This window comes from Streptomyces xinghaiensis S187, from assembly GCF_000220705.2.
GTDB lineage: Bacteria > Actinomycetota > Actinomycetes > Streptomycetales > Streptomycetaceae > Streptomyces > Streptomyces xinghaiensis.
The window spans coordinates 685,289-703,292 of record NZ_CP023202.1 but is presented as its reverse complement, the minus strand read 5'-3'; the positions used below and the strand labels follow the sequence as shown (position 1 = coordinate 703,292).

15 protein-coding genes are annotated in these 18,004 nt (G+C 74.9%); 9 read left to right on the top strand and 6 right to left on the bottom strand.

What is annotated here, in order from left to right; genetic code table 11:
* Nucleotides 1-2: 2 nt before the first annotated feature.
* From SXIN_RS03055 to SXIN_RS03045, 3 genes are all read right to left on the bottom strand, one after another.
* Entirely contained in the window at nucleotides 3-1,004 is a 1,002-nt protein-coding gene (locus SXIN_RS03055) for an SAM-dependent methyltransferase (RefSeq protein WP_019707991.1), read from the bottom strand.
* 607 nt (nucleotides 1,005-1,611) lie between these two features.
* Nucleotides 1,612-2,427 carry an SAM-dependent methyltransferase gene (locus SXIN_RS03050; RefSeq protein ID WP_039820727.1) on the bottom strand — a complete coding sequence of 272 codons (816 nt, stop codon included), beginning with the start codon at nucleotides 2,425-2,427 and terminating at the stop codon, nucleotides 1,612-1,614.
* A 123-nt stretch (nucleotides 2,428-2,550) separates the two neighbouring features.
* A complete protein-coding gene (locus SXIN_RS03045; RefSeq protein ID WP_019707993.1) occupies nucleotides 2,551-4,029 on the bottom strand; it encodes an aldehyde dehydrogenase family protein in 1,479 nt (492 codons plus the stop codon).
* Between the two features lie 203 nt (nucleotides 4,030-4,232).
* Here SXIN_RS03045 and SXIN_RS03040 point away from each other — a divergent pair, with 203 nt between their 5' ends.
* From SXIN_RS03040 to SXIN_RS03015, 7 genes are all read left to right on the top strand, one after another.
* A complete protein-coding gene (locus SXIN_RS03040; RefSeq protein WP_095756547.1) occupies nucleotides 4,233-5,195 on the top strand; it encodes an endo alpha-1,4 polygalactosaminidase in 963 nt (320 codons plus the stop codon).
* Between the two features lie 204 nt (nucleotides 5,196-5,399).
* On the top strand, nucleotides 5,400-6,896 hold the full coding sequence (locus tag SXIN_RS03035; protein ID WP_019707994.1) for an SDR family NAD(P)-dependent oxidoreductase: 1,497 nt from the start codon (nucleotides 5,400-5,402) through the stop codon (nucleotides 6,894-6,896).
* A 509-nt stretch (nucleotides 6,897-7,405) separates the two neighbouring features.
* Nucleotides 7,406-7,576 carry a hypothetical protein gene (locus SXIN_RS31455; protein WP_019706657.1) on the top strand — a complete coding sequence of 57 codons (171 nt, stop codon included), beginning with the start codon at nucleotides 7,406-7,408 and terminating at the stop codon, nucleotides 7,574-7,576.
* 161 nt (nucleotides 7,577-7,737) lie between these two features.
* Nucleotides 7,738-7,992, top strand: coding sequence for a hypothetical protein (locus tag SXIN_RS03030; RefSeq protein ID WP_095756546.1), 255 nt, complete (start codon nucleotides 7,738-7,740; stop codon nucleotides 7,990-7,992).
* Nucleotides 7,989-8,957: a 4Fe-4S dicluster domain-containing protein gene (locus SXIN_RS03025; protein ID WP_019706401.1), complete on the top strand. Its 969-nt coding sequence runs from the start codon at nucleotides 7,989-7,991 to the stop codon at nucleotides 8,955-8,957. Before SXIN_RS03030 ends, SXIN_RS03025 begins: the two co-directional genes overlap by 4 nt.
* Nucleotides 8,954-10,096 carry an NrfD/PsrC family molybdoenzyme membrane anchor subunit gene (gene nrfD, locus SXIN_RS03020; protein ID WP_095756545.1) on the top strand — a complete coding sequence of 381 codons (1,143 nt, stop codon included), beginning with the start codon at nucleotides 8,954-8,956 and terminating at the stop codon, nucleotides 10,094-10,096. Before SXIN_RS03025 ends, nrfD begins: the two co-directional genes overlap by 4 nt.
* 231 nt (nucleotides 10,097-10,327) lie before the next feature.
* Entirely contained in the window at nucleotides 10,328-11,521 is a 1,194-nt protein-coding gene (locus tag SXIN_RS03015) for an alcohol dehydrogenase catalytic domain-containing protein (RefSeq protein WP_039820731.1), read from the top strand.
* A 93-nt stretch (nucleotides 11,522-11,614) separates the two neighbouring features.
* Here the strand turns inward: SXIN_RS03015 and SXIN_RS03010 are convergent, their stop codons facing one another.
* Together SXIN_RS03010 and SXIN_RS03005 are read right to left on the bottom strand one after the other, a co-directional pair.
* A complete protein-coding gene (locus SXIN_RS03010; RefSeq protein ID WP_019707996.1) occupies nucleotides 11,615-12,151 on the bottom strand; it encodes a DUF6328 family protein in 537 nt (178 codons plus the stop codon).
* A gap of 26 nt (nucleotides 12,152-12,177) precedes the next feature.
* Nucleotides 12,178-13,527: a hypothetical protein gene (locus SXIN_RS03005; protein ID WP_095757897.1), complete on the bottom strand. Its 1,350-nt coding sequence runs from the start codon at nucleotides 13,525-13,527 to the stop codon at nucleotides 12,178-12,180.
* 149 nt (nucleotides 13,528-13,676) lie between these two features.
* On the opposite strand from SXIN_RS03005, the gene SXIN_RS03000 reads away from it, so the two are divergent.
* Nucleotides 13,677-14,093: a hypothetical protein gene (locus SXIN_RS03000; protein ID WP_095756544.1), complete on the top strand. Its 417-nt coding sequence runs from the start codon at nucleotides 13,677-13,679 to the stop codon at nucleotides 14,091-14,093.
* A 186-nt stretch (nucleotides 14,094-14,279) separates the two neighbouring features.
* Nucleotides 14,280-16,649: a protein translocase subunit SecD gene (secD, locus tag SXIN_RS02995; RefSeq protein ID WP_238153655.1), complete on the top strand. Its 2,370-nt coding sequence runs from the start codon at nucleotides 14,280-14,282 to the stop codon at nucleotides 16,647-16,649.
* 106 nt (nucleotides 16,650-16,755) lie between these two features.
* Here the strand turns inward: secD and SXIN_RS02990 are convergent, their stop codons facing one another.
* Nucleotides 16,756-17,964, bottom strand: coding sequence for an FUSC family protein (locus SXIN_RS02990; RefSeq protein WP_019707998.1), 1,209 nt, complete (start codon nucleotides 17,962-17,964; stop codon nucleotides 16,756-16,758).
* Nucleotides 17,965-18,004 lie beyond the last annotated feature (40 nt).

Below are 18,004 nucleotides of genomic sequence, written 5' to 3'. Positions count from 1 at the left end.
GCTCAGTCCGTCCGGAGGCGGAAGAGGAGCAGCCGGGTCTCGACGGCGTGGTCGCGCCAGATCCGGAACAGCCTGCCGTGCCCGACGGCCGAGTCCGTCAGCCGCTCGCGGGCGATGGGGGAGGGCGCGGCCGACCCCGCCGTCCGGTCCAGTTCCGCGGCGGTCCATGCCATGGACTGCACCCAGAACTCCGAGACGGGGTCGGTGATGTCCTCGTCCCGTTCCAGGGTGAACCCCGCCTCGCGTGCGGCGCGGACGTACTCGTCGAGGGTGCCCAGCCGCGTCCGGTAGTAGCCGTTCACGAAGCCGGCGACCTCCGGCCGGCACAGGAAGTGATCCTGGAGACCGAACCAGCCACCGGGCCGCAGGGCCCGGGCGGCCACGGCGAAGAGCCGCCGCCGGTCCATGTGCACGGCGCTCTCCACGGCCACGGCGGCGTCGTAAGCCCGCTCCTCCCGGAACGCGTGGACATCACCCAGGACGGGGGTGACGCGGTCGCGGACCGCGGCCCGGCGGACCAGGTGGTCCATGACCGGTATGTGGTCGGCCGTGATGGTGAGCCCCGTCACGGTGCTGCCGTGCTCCTGGGCCCAGTAGATCGACCCGCCCCCGAGGCCGCAGCCGATGTCGAGGAGGCTGGCCGGCGGGTGGTCCGCGGCGCCCCAGGTGGCGGCCGCGTGGCGGATCACCGCTTCCTGGGAGTCGGTGATCCGGCGGCGGATGAGGTGCTGGGCGACGGTGGTGTTCGGTGTGGACTCGAACATGCCCAGATGGAAGTGGACGCGGGGCCCGGGGCCGTACTTGTGCAGGATGTCGGCGGTCTTCCGGGAGTAGTACAGGGGCACCTCGGCCTCGTCGAACGGGGTTTCCTCCCCGAACGGGGTTTCCTCACCGAACGCCTCCTCGCCGAGTGCGGCTTCCCGGGGTCTCGGCGGATCGATGACGAGACCGCCGCGGCCGGGGGCATGACCGGTGCCCGTGATGCTGTCGGCTGCGTCTGTCATATTCGGCCTCCTGTGGCAGGGCTGAGGAGTCGTCCAGGGCGTGGGGGAGGGGGTGTCCGGCGCCGCCCGGCGCACGGCGCCCCCAACCTGCCCCGGTCGCGGAGATCCTTAACCCCGGCCGCGCGCCCGGGCGATGCGATCGCGCCTACCGCATTCGACAGGCAATGGGTCGGAATGGACTGCTCATGCTCGCTTCTGAACGGAAGACGCTGAATCGAGGAATTCCGTAGGGGGATGCATGAGTGAATAGAGGACTTTATGACGGCATCCGCTCTCCGGGAGAACGGCCGCGGATCAGCGGCGGTCATGTCCGGTATTCGACGGTCCTGTTGGGCCCGTCCCGCCGCCGCCGGCGGACGTGCGCCTTTCCCGGTTTCCCGGGTTTCCCGTGAACAAGCGCGCCCGCCGGAAAATCGGCGGGAAAAGGCTCCGCGGACCTCCGGCGTGCGGCGGGGAGGCAGCGGGCACGGGCGGACACAGGCGGACACGGGCGGATCACGAACGGACAGCGAAAGGCCCGCCCCGGCCGGTGGGTGTCCACCGTGCGGGACGGGCCCTGCTGGTCAACCGCTCCTGCCGAGCGGGGTGGCGGCGTGGCCGGCCCGGCTCAGGGCAGCCGGCCCACGCCCCCGTATTCGATCCACTCCTGGGTGCGCTGCCGGGGGGCGAGGTCGGTGTCCGGCCGCCAGGTGGAGACCTCCACCAGGCCCGGCTCCAGGATCTCCAGGCCCTCGAAGAACTGCTCCAGGTCCCGCTGCCGCCGCACCCGGCCCCAGTTGCCGTGGGTGCTCTTGTCCATGAAGTCGGTGACGAAATCGCGGGTGGCGGCGTCCTCGCTCACCAGCTGGCAGATCACCATGAAACTGCCGGGCGCCAGCCGGTCCCTGACGGTCCGGATGAGGCCGGCCGGGTCGTCCTCGTCCTTGATGCAGTGCAGCACCGAGACGAACAGCGCGGCCACCGGCTCGTCGAAGTCGATCAGCCGCTCGACCTCGGGGTGGCCGAAGATCCCGTCGGTGTCGCGCATGTCCGCCGTGATGACGGCGGTGTTCTCGTTCTCCTCCAGCAGTGCGCGGCCGTGGGCGAGGACGATCGGGTCGTTGTCGACGTAGACGACGCGCGAGGACGGGTCCACGCTCTGGGCGACCTGGTGGACGTTGTTCTGGGTGGGCAGGCCGGAACCGTGGTCCAGGAACTGGCGGATGCCGTGGTCCTCGGCCAGCCGCCGGACCACACGGGCCAGGAACTGCCGGTTGTTGAGCGCCAGTTCCCTGGTGCTCGGGACCACCTTCAGCAGCTCGTCGGAGGCTTCCCGGTCGACGGCGTAGTTGTCCTTGCCCCCGAGGAAGTAGTCGTACATCCGAGCCACACTGGGAACGTTGATGTCGATCCCCTTGGGCAGCGGCTCTTGTGTCTGGCCCATCCGACCCCTCACAGTCTCGTCCGCGCGATCGCGTGTGCGGTGCGACGCGCTCACATCCTAGAGGGGTACATCCTTCCGGTTAAGGCCAACGCCCTTACCGGGCAAACCCGTTGGGGCGGCGGGTCAGAACGCCAGGTCGCGCGGGGCGTGCTGGACCGTCACCCAGTGCGGGGTGGTGAACTCCTCGAAGACCCACTCGCCGCCGAACCGCCCCAGCCCGGACGCCTTCTCGCCACCGAAGGCCGCGCGGACGTCGTCGTGCACGGTGGTGTCGTTGACGTGCGTCATGCCGGCCTCGACGCGGGAGGCGAACCGCAGGCCCCGCTCCGGGTCGGCGGTGAACACCGCGCTCGACAGGCCGTACTCGGTGTCATTGGCCAGCCGCAGGGCGTCCTCCTCGCCGTCCGCCCGCACCAGCGTGGCCACCGGGCCGAACACCTCCTCGGCGGCGGTGGTGACGTCATTGCCGCCGATCACCACATGCGGCGGCAGCACCCGCCCGGTGGGGCCCGAGGGCTCGCCGGAGAGGACCACCCGGGCGCCCTGCGTGACGGAGCGGGCCACCTTGTCGCGCACACCCGCCAGCTGGGAGTCGTTGATGAGCGGGCCGATCTGCGTCCGCTCGTCGCGCGGGTCCCCGGCGCGCAGGGCGCGGGCCCGCTCGGTGAAGAGACCGGCGAAGTCGTCGAAGCGGGACCCGTCGACGACGACGCGGTTGGTGGCCATGCAGATCTGCCCCTGGTGGAAGTAGCTGCCGTAGAGGGCGGCGTCCACCGCTGAGTCCAGATCGGCGTCGTCGAGGACGACCATGGGACCGTTGCCGCCCAGCTCCAGGGCGAGCTTCTTCAGCCCCGCCCGGGCCGCGATGCGCCGCCCCACCGGCGTCGAACCGGTGAACGACACCACCCGCGGCACATGGTGCGCCACCATCCGGTCGCCGATCTCACCGCCGCTGCCCACGAGCACGCTGAGCAGGCCCGGCGGAAGTCCGGCCTCCTCGTAGATCTTCGCCAGCAGCAGACCACCGGTGACCGGGGTGTCTCCGGCCGGTTTGAGGACGACGGCGTTGCCCGCCGCGAGCGCGGGAGCCACCGAGCGGTTGGAGAGATAGGCCGGGAAGTTCCACGGGCTGATCACCGCGACGACCCCCACGGGCCGCCGGCGGATCAGGTTCTCCTTGCCCGGGACGTCCGCCGGCACCTCCGGCGGCGCGGGCTCCCGGTGGTCGGCCGCGAGCCGCGTCACGGCTTCGAGGATGCCGAGCTCCATGCCGACCCGGGCGGCGGTGGCCCCCGCCTCCCGGGTCAGCCAGCCGCCGATCTCCGCCCGCCGCGCCGCCATGATCCTCGCCGCCCGGTCCAGGACGGCGGCCCGCTCCTCCTCCGGCAGGGCCGCCCAGCGGGGCTGCGCCTCCCGCGCCGCGCCGTAGGCCAGATCCACGTCGGACGGGGCCGCGAGCTGGATCTCGGTCAGCGTCTCACCGGAGTACGGGTCCGAGTCCGTCCCCACACTGCCGGAACTGCCGGGCTGCCAGCGGCCCGCCAGGAACATGCGGTCGAATCCGGTGTACGGGGCGGGGGGTGTGGGCTCCGCGGACGGCATGGCTCTCTCCGCTCGGTCGTGCAGGCAGGTGCCGGGGAAGCGTGCAGGGTCCTTCCGGCGCGCACCGGGTGCCCGCCGGGACCGTGCCCGGGTGCCCCGGAAGCCGGATGCCAACCCCGGCCCCGTCCGCAGCCCGTCGCACGGGACGGCGGCGACCCGGAAGACTGGGCGGCCCGACGGGGAACCGAGGAGGCCGACCAGCCATGAGAGACCGCCGCGCCGGCCGGACCGGCGGCCCGCGCCTCCGCCCGCGCCTTCGCCCGCACCCGCGTCCCCGCCGGAGCCGCGGCACGGGCACCCGCACCCGCACCCGTCCGCACACCGCCGTCCTCACCGCCGTCCTGCTCCTGCTGGCCGGAGCGGCGGGCTGCTCCGGCCCGGGGGCGCGGCCGCCGGCCGACGGCTCCGCACCGGGCCCCGGCTCCCGCTCCCCGTCCGCCGCCACCGGCGGCGAGGAGGGGGCGGGGCACTGGCGGCCGAAGCCCGGCACGCCCTGGCAGTGGCAGCTCAGCGGGCGGGTCGACACGAGCGTCGACGTCCCCGTCTACGACATCGACGGCTTCGAGAACGACGCGGAGACCGTCGCCCGGCTGCACGCCGACGGCCGCAAGGTCATCTGTTACATCAACGCGGGCGCCTGGGAGGACTTCCGTCCCGACCGCGACGACTTCCCCCGCGCGGTACGGGGCCGCGGCAACGGCTGGCCGGGGGAGCGCTGGCTGGACATCCGGCGGACCGCCGTGCTGCGCCCGCTGATGGCCCGCCGCATGGACATGTGCCGGGACAAGGGCTTCGACGCGGTGGAGCCCGACCTCATGGACGGCTACCTCAACCGCACCGGCTTCCCCCTCACCGCCCGCCACCAGCTCGCCTACAACCGGATGCTGGCGGAGCTCGCCCATGAGCGCGGCCTGGCCGTGGGGCTCAAGAACGACCTCCCGCAGATCCCCGAGCTCGTCGGCTCCTTCGACTTCGCGGTGAACGAGGAGTGCGCGGAGTTCGGCGAGTGCGCCGCGCTCACCCCCTTCGTCGAGCAGGACAAGGCGGTCTTCCACGCCGAGTACGCGCTGGACCCGGACGACTACTGCGCCGAGAGCGAGCGGCTGCGGCTGAGCTCCCTCCGGAAGAACCTCTCCCTGGACGCCTGGCGCCGCCCCTGCCCGTGACCCGGGCCCCGCTCCCGGCCCCGGCGCCGCCCGCGGCGCCCGGACCCGCCCCGCGACCGCCCGGCCCCGTGCCCCGGAGGGGCCGGTGTGACGTTCCTCCCGCGGGCCCGGCCCGGTTTGGCGGAGCCGCCGGGTGCTCCGTAAAGTGCCGCCGGAGTGTGCGCACCCGGACGCACCGGAGCGGGAACGGAAGCGGCAGCGGCGATGACGGTGACAGACGACGGCCGGGCCGAGCAGGCGGAGCGGACCGAGCAGGCCGGGCAGGAGCACCCCGGCATCGACCCGGAGCGGCTGGCCGCGTGTCTCGGCGTGCTCGCGGAACTCGACGACCTGCCGCTGGACCATCCCGACGCCATCACGGTGCGGCGCGCCACCGCGGGGATCTACCGCACGGTGAAGCAGCGCCGCCGCCAGGAGCGCCGGGCCGCCAAGACGGCCAACGACAAGGCCGTCACCGAGGCCACCGCCACCGGATCCGCCGACCGCATCGACGACGAGACGGCCGGCATCCCCCTCGCCGCCTCCGCGGCCACGGAGATCGTCGGCATCCTGGAACGCCCCCGCTCCTGCTACATCTGCAAGACCCGGTACCGCGAGGTGGACGCCTTCTACCACCAGCTCTGCCAGTCCTGCGCCAAGGAGAACCGCGCCCGCCGCGACGCCCGGACGGATCTGACGGGGCGGCGCGCCCTGCTCACCGGCGGCCGCGCCAAGATCGGCATGTACATCGCGCTGCGGCTGCTGCGCGACGGCGCGCACACCACCATCACCACCCGTTTCCCCAAGGACGCCGCCCGCCGCTTCTCGGCGATGCCCGACAGCGGGGACTGGCTCCACCGGCTCAAGATCGTCGGGATCGATCTGCGCGACCCGGCGCAGGTGGTGGCGCTGACGGACGCGGTGAGCGCCGAGGGCCCGCTGGACATCCTCATCAACAACGCCGCCCAGACCGTGCGCCGCTCCCCGGAGTCCTACGCCGAACTGGTGGCCGGCGAGACCGCGCCGCTGCCGTCCGGCGGCGGTCTCCCGGAGCCCCTCGTCCTCGGCAGTTTCGGCAGCGGCAGCCAGACGGCGCTGCCCGCCGCGGCGGACCGGGCCGGCGGCATCACCCCGGACTCCCTCGCCGCCCTGGCGCTGACCAGCGGCTCCGCCTCACCCGCGCGGATCGAGGCCGGCAACGCCATCGACGCGGGCGGGCTCATCCCGGACCTCGCCGACACCAACAGCTGGATCCAGACGGTGAGCGAAGTGGAGCCGGTCGAGCTGCTCGAGGTGCAGCTCTGCAATGTCACCGCGCCGTTCATCCTGGTCAGCCGGCTGCGCCCGGCGATGGCCGCCTCCCCCGCGCGCCGCAAGTACGTGGTGAACGTCTCCGCCATGGAAGGGGTGTTCGGCCGGGGCTACAAGGGCGCCGGACATCCGCACACCAATATGGCGAAGGCCGCGCTGAACATGCTCACCCGTACCAGCGCCCAGGAGATGCTGGAGACCGACGGCATCCTCATGACGAGCGTCGACACCGGCTGGATCACCGACGAGCGCCCGCACCCGGACAAGATGCGGCTGGCCGAGGCCGGCTTCCACGCCCCGCTGGACCTCGTCGACGGCGCGGCCCGGGTCTACGACCCCATCGTCCGCGGTGAACTGGGGGAGGATCTGTACGGCTGCTTCCTGAAGGACTACGCGCCCTCCGGCTGGTGAGCCGGGGCCGGCGGCCGGGGACGTTCCCGCGTACCCCGCGCCCCGCGTACCCCGCGCCCTCGCGCCCCCCGAGTCCCCGCGCCCCCGGCCCCCGGCCTCCTCCCCGCGCCCTCACCCGGAGGGGTGGAGCCGGGCGGCCGACCGGGCCATCCGGCGCTCCCCGCGCCGTCCGGATTCCCCGTCCGCCCGGCGTCCCGCCGCACGGGCGCCGGGCCGCCCCGGCCGTCTCCGGTATCCGGATCCTGATATCCGCGAGCGCTTCCGCGCAGGTGGGGGTAGGGTGGACAGCAGACGGACAGCCTTCCGGTAAATGAAGCACCGAGACCCTCGGCCCGTCCCGGGACAGGCCAGCCACCATGGCCGCACTCCCGGTCCGCATCTCCGGCGCCACCGCGCCCGCAGTGACTTACCACTAGCCCCATCGGGCGTCGGCGCCCGGCCACGTGCCTCCGGCTGCGCAGTTTCCCGGGCATACGGCGTCCGGTGCACCCGACACTAAGGAGTGCGCGGTGACAACCGAGAAGAAGACCAACCAGCTTCTGGCGGAACCCGAGGAGTACCCGGCCGCCCGCCAGAAGGAGCCCCGCAATCTGGACGTGTGGTCCAGGGTCGCCCCCATCCGGCTCGCCGGCTACGACGACGACCCGGCCGAATCCCACATCCTCCGCGGCATCGACTGACGCCGCAGGCCGTCCCCGTACGGCCACCTGACGACCCGCCGGGAGCACCCCGCCCGGCGGGTCCTCGCGTTTCGCGCCCGGTTCCGGGGGCACCCGAGGCCCGTCCCGATGATCAGCTCAGCGGATCTGCAGCGCAGTAACGGCGGACGGCGGAGGAACGGATGGGCGTGCGCAGCCGGATGCTCGAACGGCCGGTGTACCGGCAACTCACCGGAAAGGACCCACGGGGGCGCGGCGCGGCCGCGAGATCCCGGCACGGCGAACAGCTGACGGCCCGGACCGCCACGGCGGACCGGGCCGTCGGGCCGGTCCGCCCGTACCGCGCGGTCCCGACCGCCCCCGCCGCCGAGCGCCGCGGCCCGGAGCACGGCGGCCGTGCCGCCGTCGTCACCGCCCGTACGGGGGCCCGGCCATGACCGAGATCGACCTGAGGGACCTGCTCTCCGGGCCGGAGGCCGACCCGGCCGGCAGGGCCGGGTACACCGGCCACCCCGAGCGGGTCGGCTTCTTCACCGACACCTCCGTCTGCATCGGCTGCAAGGCCTGCGAGGTGGCGTGCAAGGAGTGGAACGCCATCCCCGAGGACGGCCTGTCGCTGACCGGGATGTCCTACGACAACACCCAGGGGCTGGGCGGCTCCACCTGGCGGCACGTCGCCTTCATCGAGCAGAGCGCCGTCACCCGCGCCCCCGCGCCCCCTGAGCCCGCCGGCGCCGTGACGCCCGGGGCCGAGGTGCCGCACCCCGACGGCCGGACCGAGCTGCGCTGGCTGATGTCCTCCGATGTCTGCAAGCACTGCACGCACGCCGCCTGCCTCGACGTCTGCCCGACCGGCTCGCTCTTCCGCACCGAGTTCGGCACCGTGGTCGTGCAGGAGGACATCTGCAACGGCTGCGGCTACTGCGTGCCCGCCTGCCCGTACGGGGTCATCGAGCAACGGCCGAGCGACGGCCGGGCGTTCAAGTGCACGATGTGCTACGACCGGCTCGGCGAGGGCATGGAACCGGCCTGCGCCAAGGCCTGCCCCACCGACTCGATCCAGTTCGGCCCGCTGGACGAACTCCGCGAGCGGGCCGCCGGGCGGGTGGAACAGCTGCGCGAGGCCGGCGTCACGGACGCCCGCCTGTACGGAGAGGACCCGGAGGACGGGGTCGGCGGTGACGGCGCGTTCTTCCTCCTCCTCGACGAGCCCGAGGTCTACGGCCTGCCACCGGACCCGGTCGTCACCACCCGCGACCTGCCGCGGATGTGGACCCACGCGGGTGTGGCCGCGCTCTCCCTCCTCGGCGGGATCGCCACCGCCTTCCTGTCCTCCCCGGCCGCGCGCCGGGGCGCGGGCACCGCTCGTACCGGCGTCTTCGGAAGGGGACTGGGCCGATGACGGACTCCGACGTCACGAAGGACGGCGTCCGGGGCGAGCGCGCGGGGCGCGAGGCCACCCCGGCCGGCCCGGGGCCCGGCGGCACCTCGGCGGAGCGCTCCGGCCCGGCGGCCGGGAAGACGGACCGGAAACGGCGCCGCGGCAAACGGCGCGGCGAGGAACCCATGGTGCCCCGCGCCGAGTTCGGGTCCTACTACGGCCGTCCCGTCATCAAGGCACCGGGCTGGAAGGCCACGGACATCGCCGGCTACTTCTTCGCCGGCGGGCTCGCCGGGGCCGGCTCCGTACTGGCCGCCGGGGCCCAGCTCAGCGGGCGCCCCACCACCGCGAAGGCGATGAAGCTCTCCTCGCTGGCGGCCGTCACGGCCTCCACCGCCGCCCTCATCCACGACCTCGGCCGGCCGGAGCGGTTCGCCAACATGCTCCGCGTGTTCAAACCGACCTCCCCGATGAGCGTCGGCTCCTGGCTGCTCGCCGCCTACGGGCCCGCCGCCGGCGCCGCCGCCGTCCTGGAGACCACCGGGCGGCTGCCGCGGATCAACACGGCGGCCACCGGCACCGCGGCGCTGCTCGGGCCCGTCGTCGCCGCGTACACCGCGGTACTGGCCGCCGACACCGCCGTCCCCGCCTGGCACGAGGCCCACCGCGAACTGCCGTACCTCTTCGTCTCCTCGGCGACGGCCGCCGCCTCCGGCATGGCCCTGGTCACCGCCCCGGTCCGGGAGAACGCCCCGGCGCGGCGCGCGGCCCTGCTCGCCGCCGCGGGCGAGGCCGCGGCCGTGCGGCTGAAGCGCCGCCGGCTCGGCATGATCGCCGAGACCTACGAACGGGGGAAGGCCGGAAAGCTCATGCGGGCCGCCGAACTCCTCACCGCGGGCGGGGCGCTGGGCGCCGCGGTGCTCGGCCGGCGGTACCGGAGCGGGGCGGCCGTGAGCGGCCTCGCGCTGCTCGCCGGCTCGGCCTGCACCCGCTTCGGGGTGTTCCACGCGGGCATCGCCTCGGCGGAGGACCCCGCGTACACCGTCGTCCCGCAGCGGGAACGGCGCGAACGGCGGGCGGCCGAGGCCGCCGCCCGGGTGGCCGGAGGGGCCGACGGGGATTCCGGCGCCCGGGACGGGCAAGACGGACAACACGGATAGCACGGGGCGCTGACGGCACGGGCGGCCCGGACGGGCCGGACGGCGCGCACCGGAAGGTCCGGACGTGCACGACAGCCACCGGCCACCGCCCGCGGCACGGCCCGCGGCACCGGCCGACGGCCCCGGGGAGGCGCCGCGGCCGCACGGGGGCCCACGGCCGGCGCCCCCCGCACGACCGGTCCGGCCGTCCCGCCGGCGGACCGGCACCACCGCGAGAGGGAGAGAACGACCATGAGAGCCCTGACCTGGCACGGCAAGCGCGATGTGCGGGTGGAGACGGTCCCCGACCCGGTCATCCAGGACCCCACGGACGTCATCGTCCGGATCACCTCCACCGGCCTCTGCGGCTCGGACCTGCACCTCTACGAAGTCCTCGGGCCGTTCCTGGAACCGGGCGACATCCTCGGCCACGAACCCATGGGCGTGGTGGAGGAGACGGGCTCCGAGGTCACCGCCGTCAAGGCCGGCGACCGCGTCGTGATCCCGTTCAACGTCTCCTGCGGCACCTGCTGGATGTGCGGGCAGGGGCTGCACTCGCAGTGCGAGACCACCCAGAACCGCGACCGGAACACCGGCGGAAGCCTGTTCGGCTACACCAAGCTCTACGGACAGGTGCCCGGCGGCCAGGCCGAGTATCTGCGGGTGCCGTTCGGCAACACCCTGCCCGTCAAGGTCCCGGAGGGGCCGCCGGACGAGCGGTTCGTCTACCTCTCCGACGTCCTGCCCACCGCCTGGCAGGCCGTCGACTACGCGGCCGTGCCGCCCGGCGGCAGCCTGCTCGTCCTCGGCCTCGGCCCGATCGGCGACATGGCCTGCCGGATCGCGCGCCACCAGGGCGTGGAGACGGTCATCGGCGTCGACCGGGTCCCGGAACGGCTGCGGCGCGCCGAGGACCGCGGCGTGCACGTGCTCGGCCTGGACGAGCACGGCAAGGACCTGGGCGACACCGTCCGCGGACTCACCGGCGGCCGGGGCGCCGACGCCGTCATCGACGCCGTCGGCATGGAGGCGCACGGGGCGCCCGCGGCCAAGCTGGCCCACCAGATGGTCGGGATGCTGCCCGGCGCCGTCGCCGAGAAGCTGATGAGCCGCGCCGGGGTCGACCGGCTCGCCGCCCTCTACACGGCCATCGACGCGGTGCGGCGCGGCGGCACGATCTCGCTCAGCGGCGTCTACGGCGGGATGGCCGACCCGCTGCCGATGCTCACGCTGTTCGACAAGCAGGTGCAGCTGCGGATGGGCCAGGCCAACGTGCACCGCTGGGTGGGCGACATCCTGCCGCTGCTCACCGACGACGACCCCCTGGGCGTGGAGAGCTTCGCCACCCACACGCTGCCCCTGGAGGACGCGCCGAAGGCCTACAAGACCTTCCAGGACAAGGGCGACGGGATGGTCAAGACCCTCTTCCGCCCCGGTGCCGTCTGACGGCGGCCCGGGTAAGGCCCCTCCGCGCACGGGTGTGCCCGGCGGACCGGATCACCGGCCGCCGGGCACACCCGTGCGCCGTGCCGCCCGCCGTCACCCGCCGTCGGACACCCGCTTGACGTCCGTGTCGCCGGGGCCCTCGCACAGCTCGCGCCGCTTGTGCCGCAGCCAGGCCGCGGGCAGGAACCAGCAGCCCGCGAACCACAGCAGCACGGCGGACGCCAGCCAGACCGCGACCGTGTCCTCCATGACGAACCGGAGGATCAGCGCCAGCGCGGCTCCCACGGTGACCAGCAGCAGCACCAGCCCGACCATGGTGAACCGCGAGGCCCACAGCACCGTCTGCGGCTTGAGCCGGTAGCCGGTGACCATGCGGTGCAGGGTGACGGGCGCGATCAGCGCCCCCGTGGCCCCCGCCCCGCACATGATCGTGAAGACGTAGAGGTCCTTGCCGAACGGGTCGAGATCCGGGAAGCGCGGGGAGAACGCGGAGGTCAGCAGGAAGGCCAGAAGGATCTGGATGCCGGTCTGCGCGACCCGCACCTCCTGCAGCAGCTCGCCCCACTTCCGGTCGGCCTGCTCCTCCTTCGTCTCGTCGCGTCCGGTGGGCGGCTCATAGGCGTGGGGCATCGGGGCGGCTCCTCCTGCTGCGTCCCTCAGTTCGCGCCGACGGCGCCGAGGGTCTCGATACGGCGTTCCAGCGCCTCGACGGCACCGGGACGTGGTCCGGGTACCCGGTGACGCAGGGTGGCAAGCCGTGAAACGAGACGCCGGGCCGTATCACCGTCGCCCAACTGCTCCCAGCAGTGGTGCGCTCGGTCCACCGCGGCCACCAGGTCCCGCCCGTCCTCCGGCTCCCCGGCGCCGAGCCGGGCGGAGGCCGCGGACAGCCAGAGTTCGCAGGAGCGGCCGAAGTCCCCGGCGAGACGGGCGAGATCGGCCCGCACCTCCAGCCAGTGCACCGCCTCGGCGGAGTCCGGGCCGTGGTGGCGCAGCGCGTGCTGCTCCCAGGCGGCTGCCATGGCGGCCGCCTCGCCGTGCCTCCCCTCGCGCGCGGCGGCGAGGATGGCCGGATGCGGGTCCTCCGGCGCGGCGGAAGCGGACGCGGTGGAGACGGCGGGCGCCGGGGGGCGGGACGCCGGCGGGGTCGCCGGAGCCGGCCGGGCCGGCGGGACGGGGGAGCGGGCCGGGGCGGGCGCGGCCGGGCCGCCCGTGCCCGGCGCGGACGCCGGCGGGGCGGCGGGGTGCGGTGAACCCGCGACGGCGGGCGCGGGCGGTGCCGGCCGGCCCGGGGAGGGCGGCGGGGGCGCCGTGCCGGAGGGGAGGACGGGCAGCCCGGGGTACGCGTCGGCGGGCCCCGTCGTGAGCGGGGTCAGCAGCCGGGCCTCGGCGGCCAGCCCGGCGCGGGCGACGGCGAGATCGTGGAGCTCCGCCGGGGACGGCCGGCCCGTGGCGGACCGGAGCAGTCCGGCGACGGCCCGGCTGTAGAGCGGCTCCGCCGGGGCCCGGCGGCCCGGCGGCGGGGACACCGCCCCGTACAGCTCGGCCCCGGCCACCGCCAGCGCGGAGAGCGGCGGCAGCCGTTCCCAGGCTGCCTGGTCGGCCGTCAGATCGGCCAGCACCGTGGTGGTACCCGGCGGCCGGAACTGGAGTTCGGCGGAGAGCCAGTGCCAGGGCAGCGCGGTGTAGCGGGCGGTCGCCGCCGTGGTGCGCGCCAGCGCCAGATGCGGCAGCTGCTGCCGCCGGTCCAGGGTGAGCTGCCCGATGAGCAGGACCAGCAGCGGTCCCGGAGCGGCCGCCGCGCTCCGCAGCCGGACCAGCACCACCTGCGGGTCGGCCGGATCCACCAGCTCCACGACGCCGGCCGCGGCCGTGCCCGTGAGCACCTCCGGCCGCACGGCCGCCAGCGCGGGCAGCGCGGACGCCGCGTCCACCAGCCGGCCCCTGCCCACGGGTGCCGCCGCCAGCAGCAGCACGGCCCCCGGTACCGTTCCGTCCCCGATCATCGCCACCGGATCACCGTATCCGCTGTTCCCGGGCCCGTACGAACAACGGCCGCGAATCCGCCGGTGCAAAGCCCCCGTTGGTGCCGCGCCGGCCGGCCGGGGTGGGCTAGGGTCGGCCGTTCACCCGGTGTCGGCGGAGGGGGAGGACGATGCGTCCGTCCGGTGGCGGTTCCCGCCGCTCCTCCCCGGGCCGGCGGCCGGCGGGAGTGCTCTCCGCGCTGTTCGCGGTGCTCGCCGTGCTGCTCGGCGGTCCGCCGCTGTCCTCTCCGGCGGGGAGCGCCGACCCGCCCGCGTACACCGGTCCGGCGGACCACTCGGCCGCGGTCACTGAGCGGGTGGCCGTTCCCGGGATCCTGTCCTCCGGCCGGGCGGCCGCCGCCGTCGGCGACGACCAGCAGCGGCACCACACCGGGATGCCCGCCGCCGTACCGGTCCGGCACGCCGGGCGGGCCGCTGTCCGCCACCGGGCGCCCGCGGCGGCCCCCCGGCCCGCGACCGGCACGGCGCACCACACCCCGCGGTCCGGCCGCGCGCCTCCCGGCCCCGGAGCTCTCCGAGGCCGGTGACCGGGAGCGGACGGAGCGGCGGCGAAGGAGCCGCCGTCCCGTACGTGCTCCCTCCCGCGCGCACGCGGGCCCCGATCCGCCCTGCCCGGCGGCGGGCCGGCCCCGGACGGCTCCCAGGCACCGACGTCCCCCTCGTCGTCCTCCGCCGTGCCCCGGAGCGGTCACGGCGTGCCTGCTGGAGGCAGTGTGCACACGCACGCCACATCCTCCCGCGCCCACTGGGTGCGGGTGTTCATCGCCCTTGCCGTCGTCGCCGCGTCCGTCTGGCTGAGCTTCACCAAGCCGCCCCGGCTCGGACTCGATCTGCGCGGCGGCACACAGATCGTCCTGGAGACCCGTGACTCCGCCCGGGCGGAGGCCGGACCCGAGGCCACCGAGCGGACCCTGGAGGTGCTGCGCCGCCGGGTCGACGCCCTCGGCGTCACCGAACCGACCATCACCAGCTCCGGGGAGCGGCGCATCATCGTCGAACTCCCCGGGGTGCAGGACCCGCGGCAGGCGGCCGAGGTCCTCGGCCGCACCGCGCAGCTGACCTTCCACCCGGTGACCGGCGCGGGCGAGTCCGCCCGGGAGGACACCGGCGGGGACACGGTGGAAGGGAAGAAGGAGAAGAAGGAGAAGGACGAACGGACCCTCACCGACGAGGACGGGCAGCCGCTGCGCATCGGCCCGGCCGGGCTGAGCGGCGCCCTCGTGGAGGGGGCCGGCGCCGGCTTCGACGCACAGACCGGCGGCGGCTGGTACGTCACCGTGGACCTGCGGGGAGCGGGCAAGGAGAAGTGGCGCGAGCTGACCGCCGAGGCCGCCTGTGCGCCGCCCGGTGACCCCGCCCGGCGGGTGGCCATCGTGCTGGACGACGAGGTGATCTCCTCGCCGCAGGTCGACCCGTCCGTCCGCTGCGACGGCGGGATCGCCGGCGGTTCCACCCAGATCACCGGTGACTTCGGCGCGGAGGACGCCAAGGAACTGGCGCTGCTCATCAGCGGCGGAGCCCTGCCGGTGCCCGTCGAGACGGTGGAGCAGCGGACCGTGGGCCCGACCCTGGGCGCGGCCGCCATCGACGCCAGTGCCCGGGCCGCCGTGATCGGCATCCTCGCCACCTCGCTGTTCATCCTGGCCGTCTACCGGTTCTTCGGCGGCCTCGCCGCGATCGCCCTGGTGAGCTACGGACTCATCTCCTACGCGGCGCTGCTGCTCCTCGGAGCCACCCTGACGCTGCCCGGACTGGCCGGTTTCGTCCTGGCCATCGGCATGGCCGTGGACGCCAACGTGCTGGTGTTCGAACGGGCCCGGGAGGAGTACGCGGCGCGGCGCGGGAGGAGCCTGCGCTCGGCCCTGACGTCCGGCTACCGCAACGCGTTCAGCGCCATCGCGGACTCCAACGTCACCACCCTGCTCGCGGCCGTGCTGCTGTTCTTCCTCGCCTCGGGCCCGGTCCGCGGCTTCGGCGTGACCCTCTCCATCGGTGTGCTCGCCTCCATGGTCAGCGCGCTCGTCGTGGCCCGGGCGCTGACCGAGAGCGCGGCCGGCCGGCGCGCGCTGCGGCGCCGTCCCGGTCTCAGCGGTATCGCGGGCGGCGGGCGGCTGCGCCGCCGGCTCGAGGGGCGCGGCCCCGGCCTCATGCGGTACCGCAGGCGCTGGCTCGCCGGCTCGGCGGTCGTCCTGGTGCTGGCGGTGAGCGGCATCCTGGTCCGGGGGCTCGACTTCGGCGTGGAGTTCACCGGCGGCCGTCTCGTGGAGTACGCCACGGAGCGGCCGGTGGACGCCGAGGAGGCCCGCCGGGCCGTGTCGGACGCCGGTTTCCCGCGCGCGGTCGTCCAGACCTCCGGCGACGGCGGCATCTCCGTGCGGAGCGAGGACCTCGGCGACGCGGACGTGCTCCGGGTCCGGGACGCCCTGGCGGAGACGGGCGGCGGCGCCGAGAAGCTCCGCGACGAGCTGATCGGCCCCAGCCTCGGGGACGAACTGCGCCGCAACGCGCTGATCGCCCTCGGCGTCGCGCTGGCCGCCCAGCTCGTCTACCTCGCGGTCCGCTTCCGCTGGATCTTCGGGGCGGCGACCGTGGCCGCCATGGCCCATGACGTGCTCATCCTCGTCGGCGTCTTCGCCTGGCTGGGCAAACCGGTCGACGGGGTGTTCCTGGCGGCCCTGCTGACCGTCATCGGCTACTCGGTCAACGACTCGGTGGTGGTCTTCGACCGGGTGCGGGAGCTGTGGGCGCGGCACCGGGGCACACCGTTCGCGGAGGTCGCGGGCCGGGCCGTGGTGCAGACCGTGCCGCGGACCGTCAACACCGGCATGGGCGCCCTCTTCATCCTGGTGGCGCTCGCCGTGCTCGGCGGCGACTCGCTCACCGACTTCGCCCTCGCGCTGCTCGTCGGTCTCACCGTGGGCATGTTCTCCTCGGTGCTCACGGCCGTGCCGATCGCCGTCGAACTGGCCGGACGGAGCGGTGCCACGGCGCCGCCGGCGAGGAAGCGTTCCGGCCCGCCGCGGCCCCGGGACCGCGCGGCGGACGTCCGCCCCGAGGCCGGTGACAACGGCGCACGCGTCTGACGCGCCCGGACGGCCCCGCCGTCCGCGACACCCCCGGCCGCCGCGGAGCGGGACGGCCGGGGGTGCGCAGAGCTCCCGGCGGAGCATCCCCGGCCCGGTCCGGGGATCACTCGTCCGGCCGCTCCGTCCCGGAGGGCTCCTCGGGGCGGCGGCCGGGTGCCAGATGATCCGTCAGCCCCCCGGCCTGCCGGAGCAGCGAGCCGAAGAACGCCACGGAGTCCGGGCTTCCGGTGGCCCAGCGCGGCAGTTCCGCGCGCAGCCGGTCGTGCGTCTCGCCGACCGCGGCCGCCATTTCGTCCAGCTCCCGCTCCCGCCGTCCGCCGTTCTCCTCCGCCACCCACCGGCCGTAGGCCCGCAGCACCCCCGCGACCTGGCGGAGGAAGGCGGCGTAGGGCTCCGTCACCCCCGCGTCCGGCCGCGGGCTCGGCCGCTTCTCGTCGGCCGCGTCCAGCAGGATGGCGGTCAGAGCGGTGAGATGGCCGGACACCTCCTCCAGGGTGTGCAGCGTCTCGTCGTACCACGGCGCCAGCCGGGCCGCCTCCGCCCGCTTGCGCCGCTCGGGGTTGAACCACGTGCTCTCCCGGGTCCACGCGACCGAGGACCGCACATCGCCGATGAGCCGGGGCAGCCGGCGGGCGCGGTCGTACCAGTCGCGGGCCCGGTCGTACTCCAGCGGCTCACCCAGACCGTCCGCGACCGCTTCCAGGGCGTCGGCCGCCTCGTCCACCACGTTCCGTACGGCCTTGCGGGTGTCCCGCAGATACTGCGGCGGGCGCAGCAGCGCGTTGACGGCGACGGCCACACCGGCGCCGAGCAGCGCGGCCAGCACCCGCTCCCCGGCGACCACCGCCGTCGCCTCCCCGGAGGCGGTCACCGTGAACAGCGCCGAGGTCGCGCTGTAGACGCCCTGGTCGCCCAGGCGGGGCCAGTTGCCGGTGAGGATGGTCAGCGGCAGCACGACGGCCAGCGCCGCCACCGGATGGCCGAGCAGCGCCAGGGCGGCGGTGCCCAGCACGGTGCCGAGGGCGATCGCCGCGAGCTGCTGCGCGCCCCGCGCCATCGACCGGTAGACGGTGGCCTGCACCAGGACGAGGGCCACCCAGGGCGCCATCAGGGCGAGGGTGTCCGGCAGCAGCCAGGACGACAGCGCCCAGGCGAGGACCGCGGCCAGCGCGGACTTCAGGGATTGGACGAGAAGATCCCGTTCGCGCCCGGGCCCCGACCACGCCCGGCGGGCGGACCGGGCCACCGCGGCCGCCTCCGCGCGGAGGAACCGGGACGGCGACGGGGCGTGCGGGGAACGGCTGTGCGGCATACGGGGTGTGTAGGGCATCACTTCTCCCGTGCCACGCGCG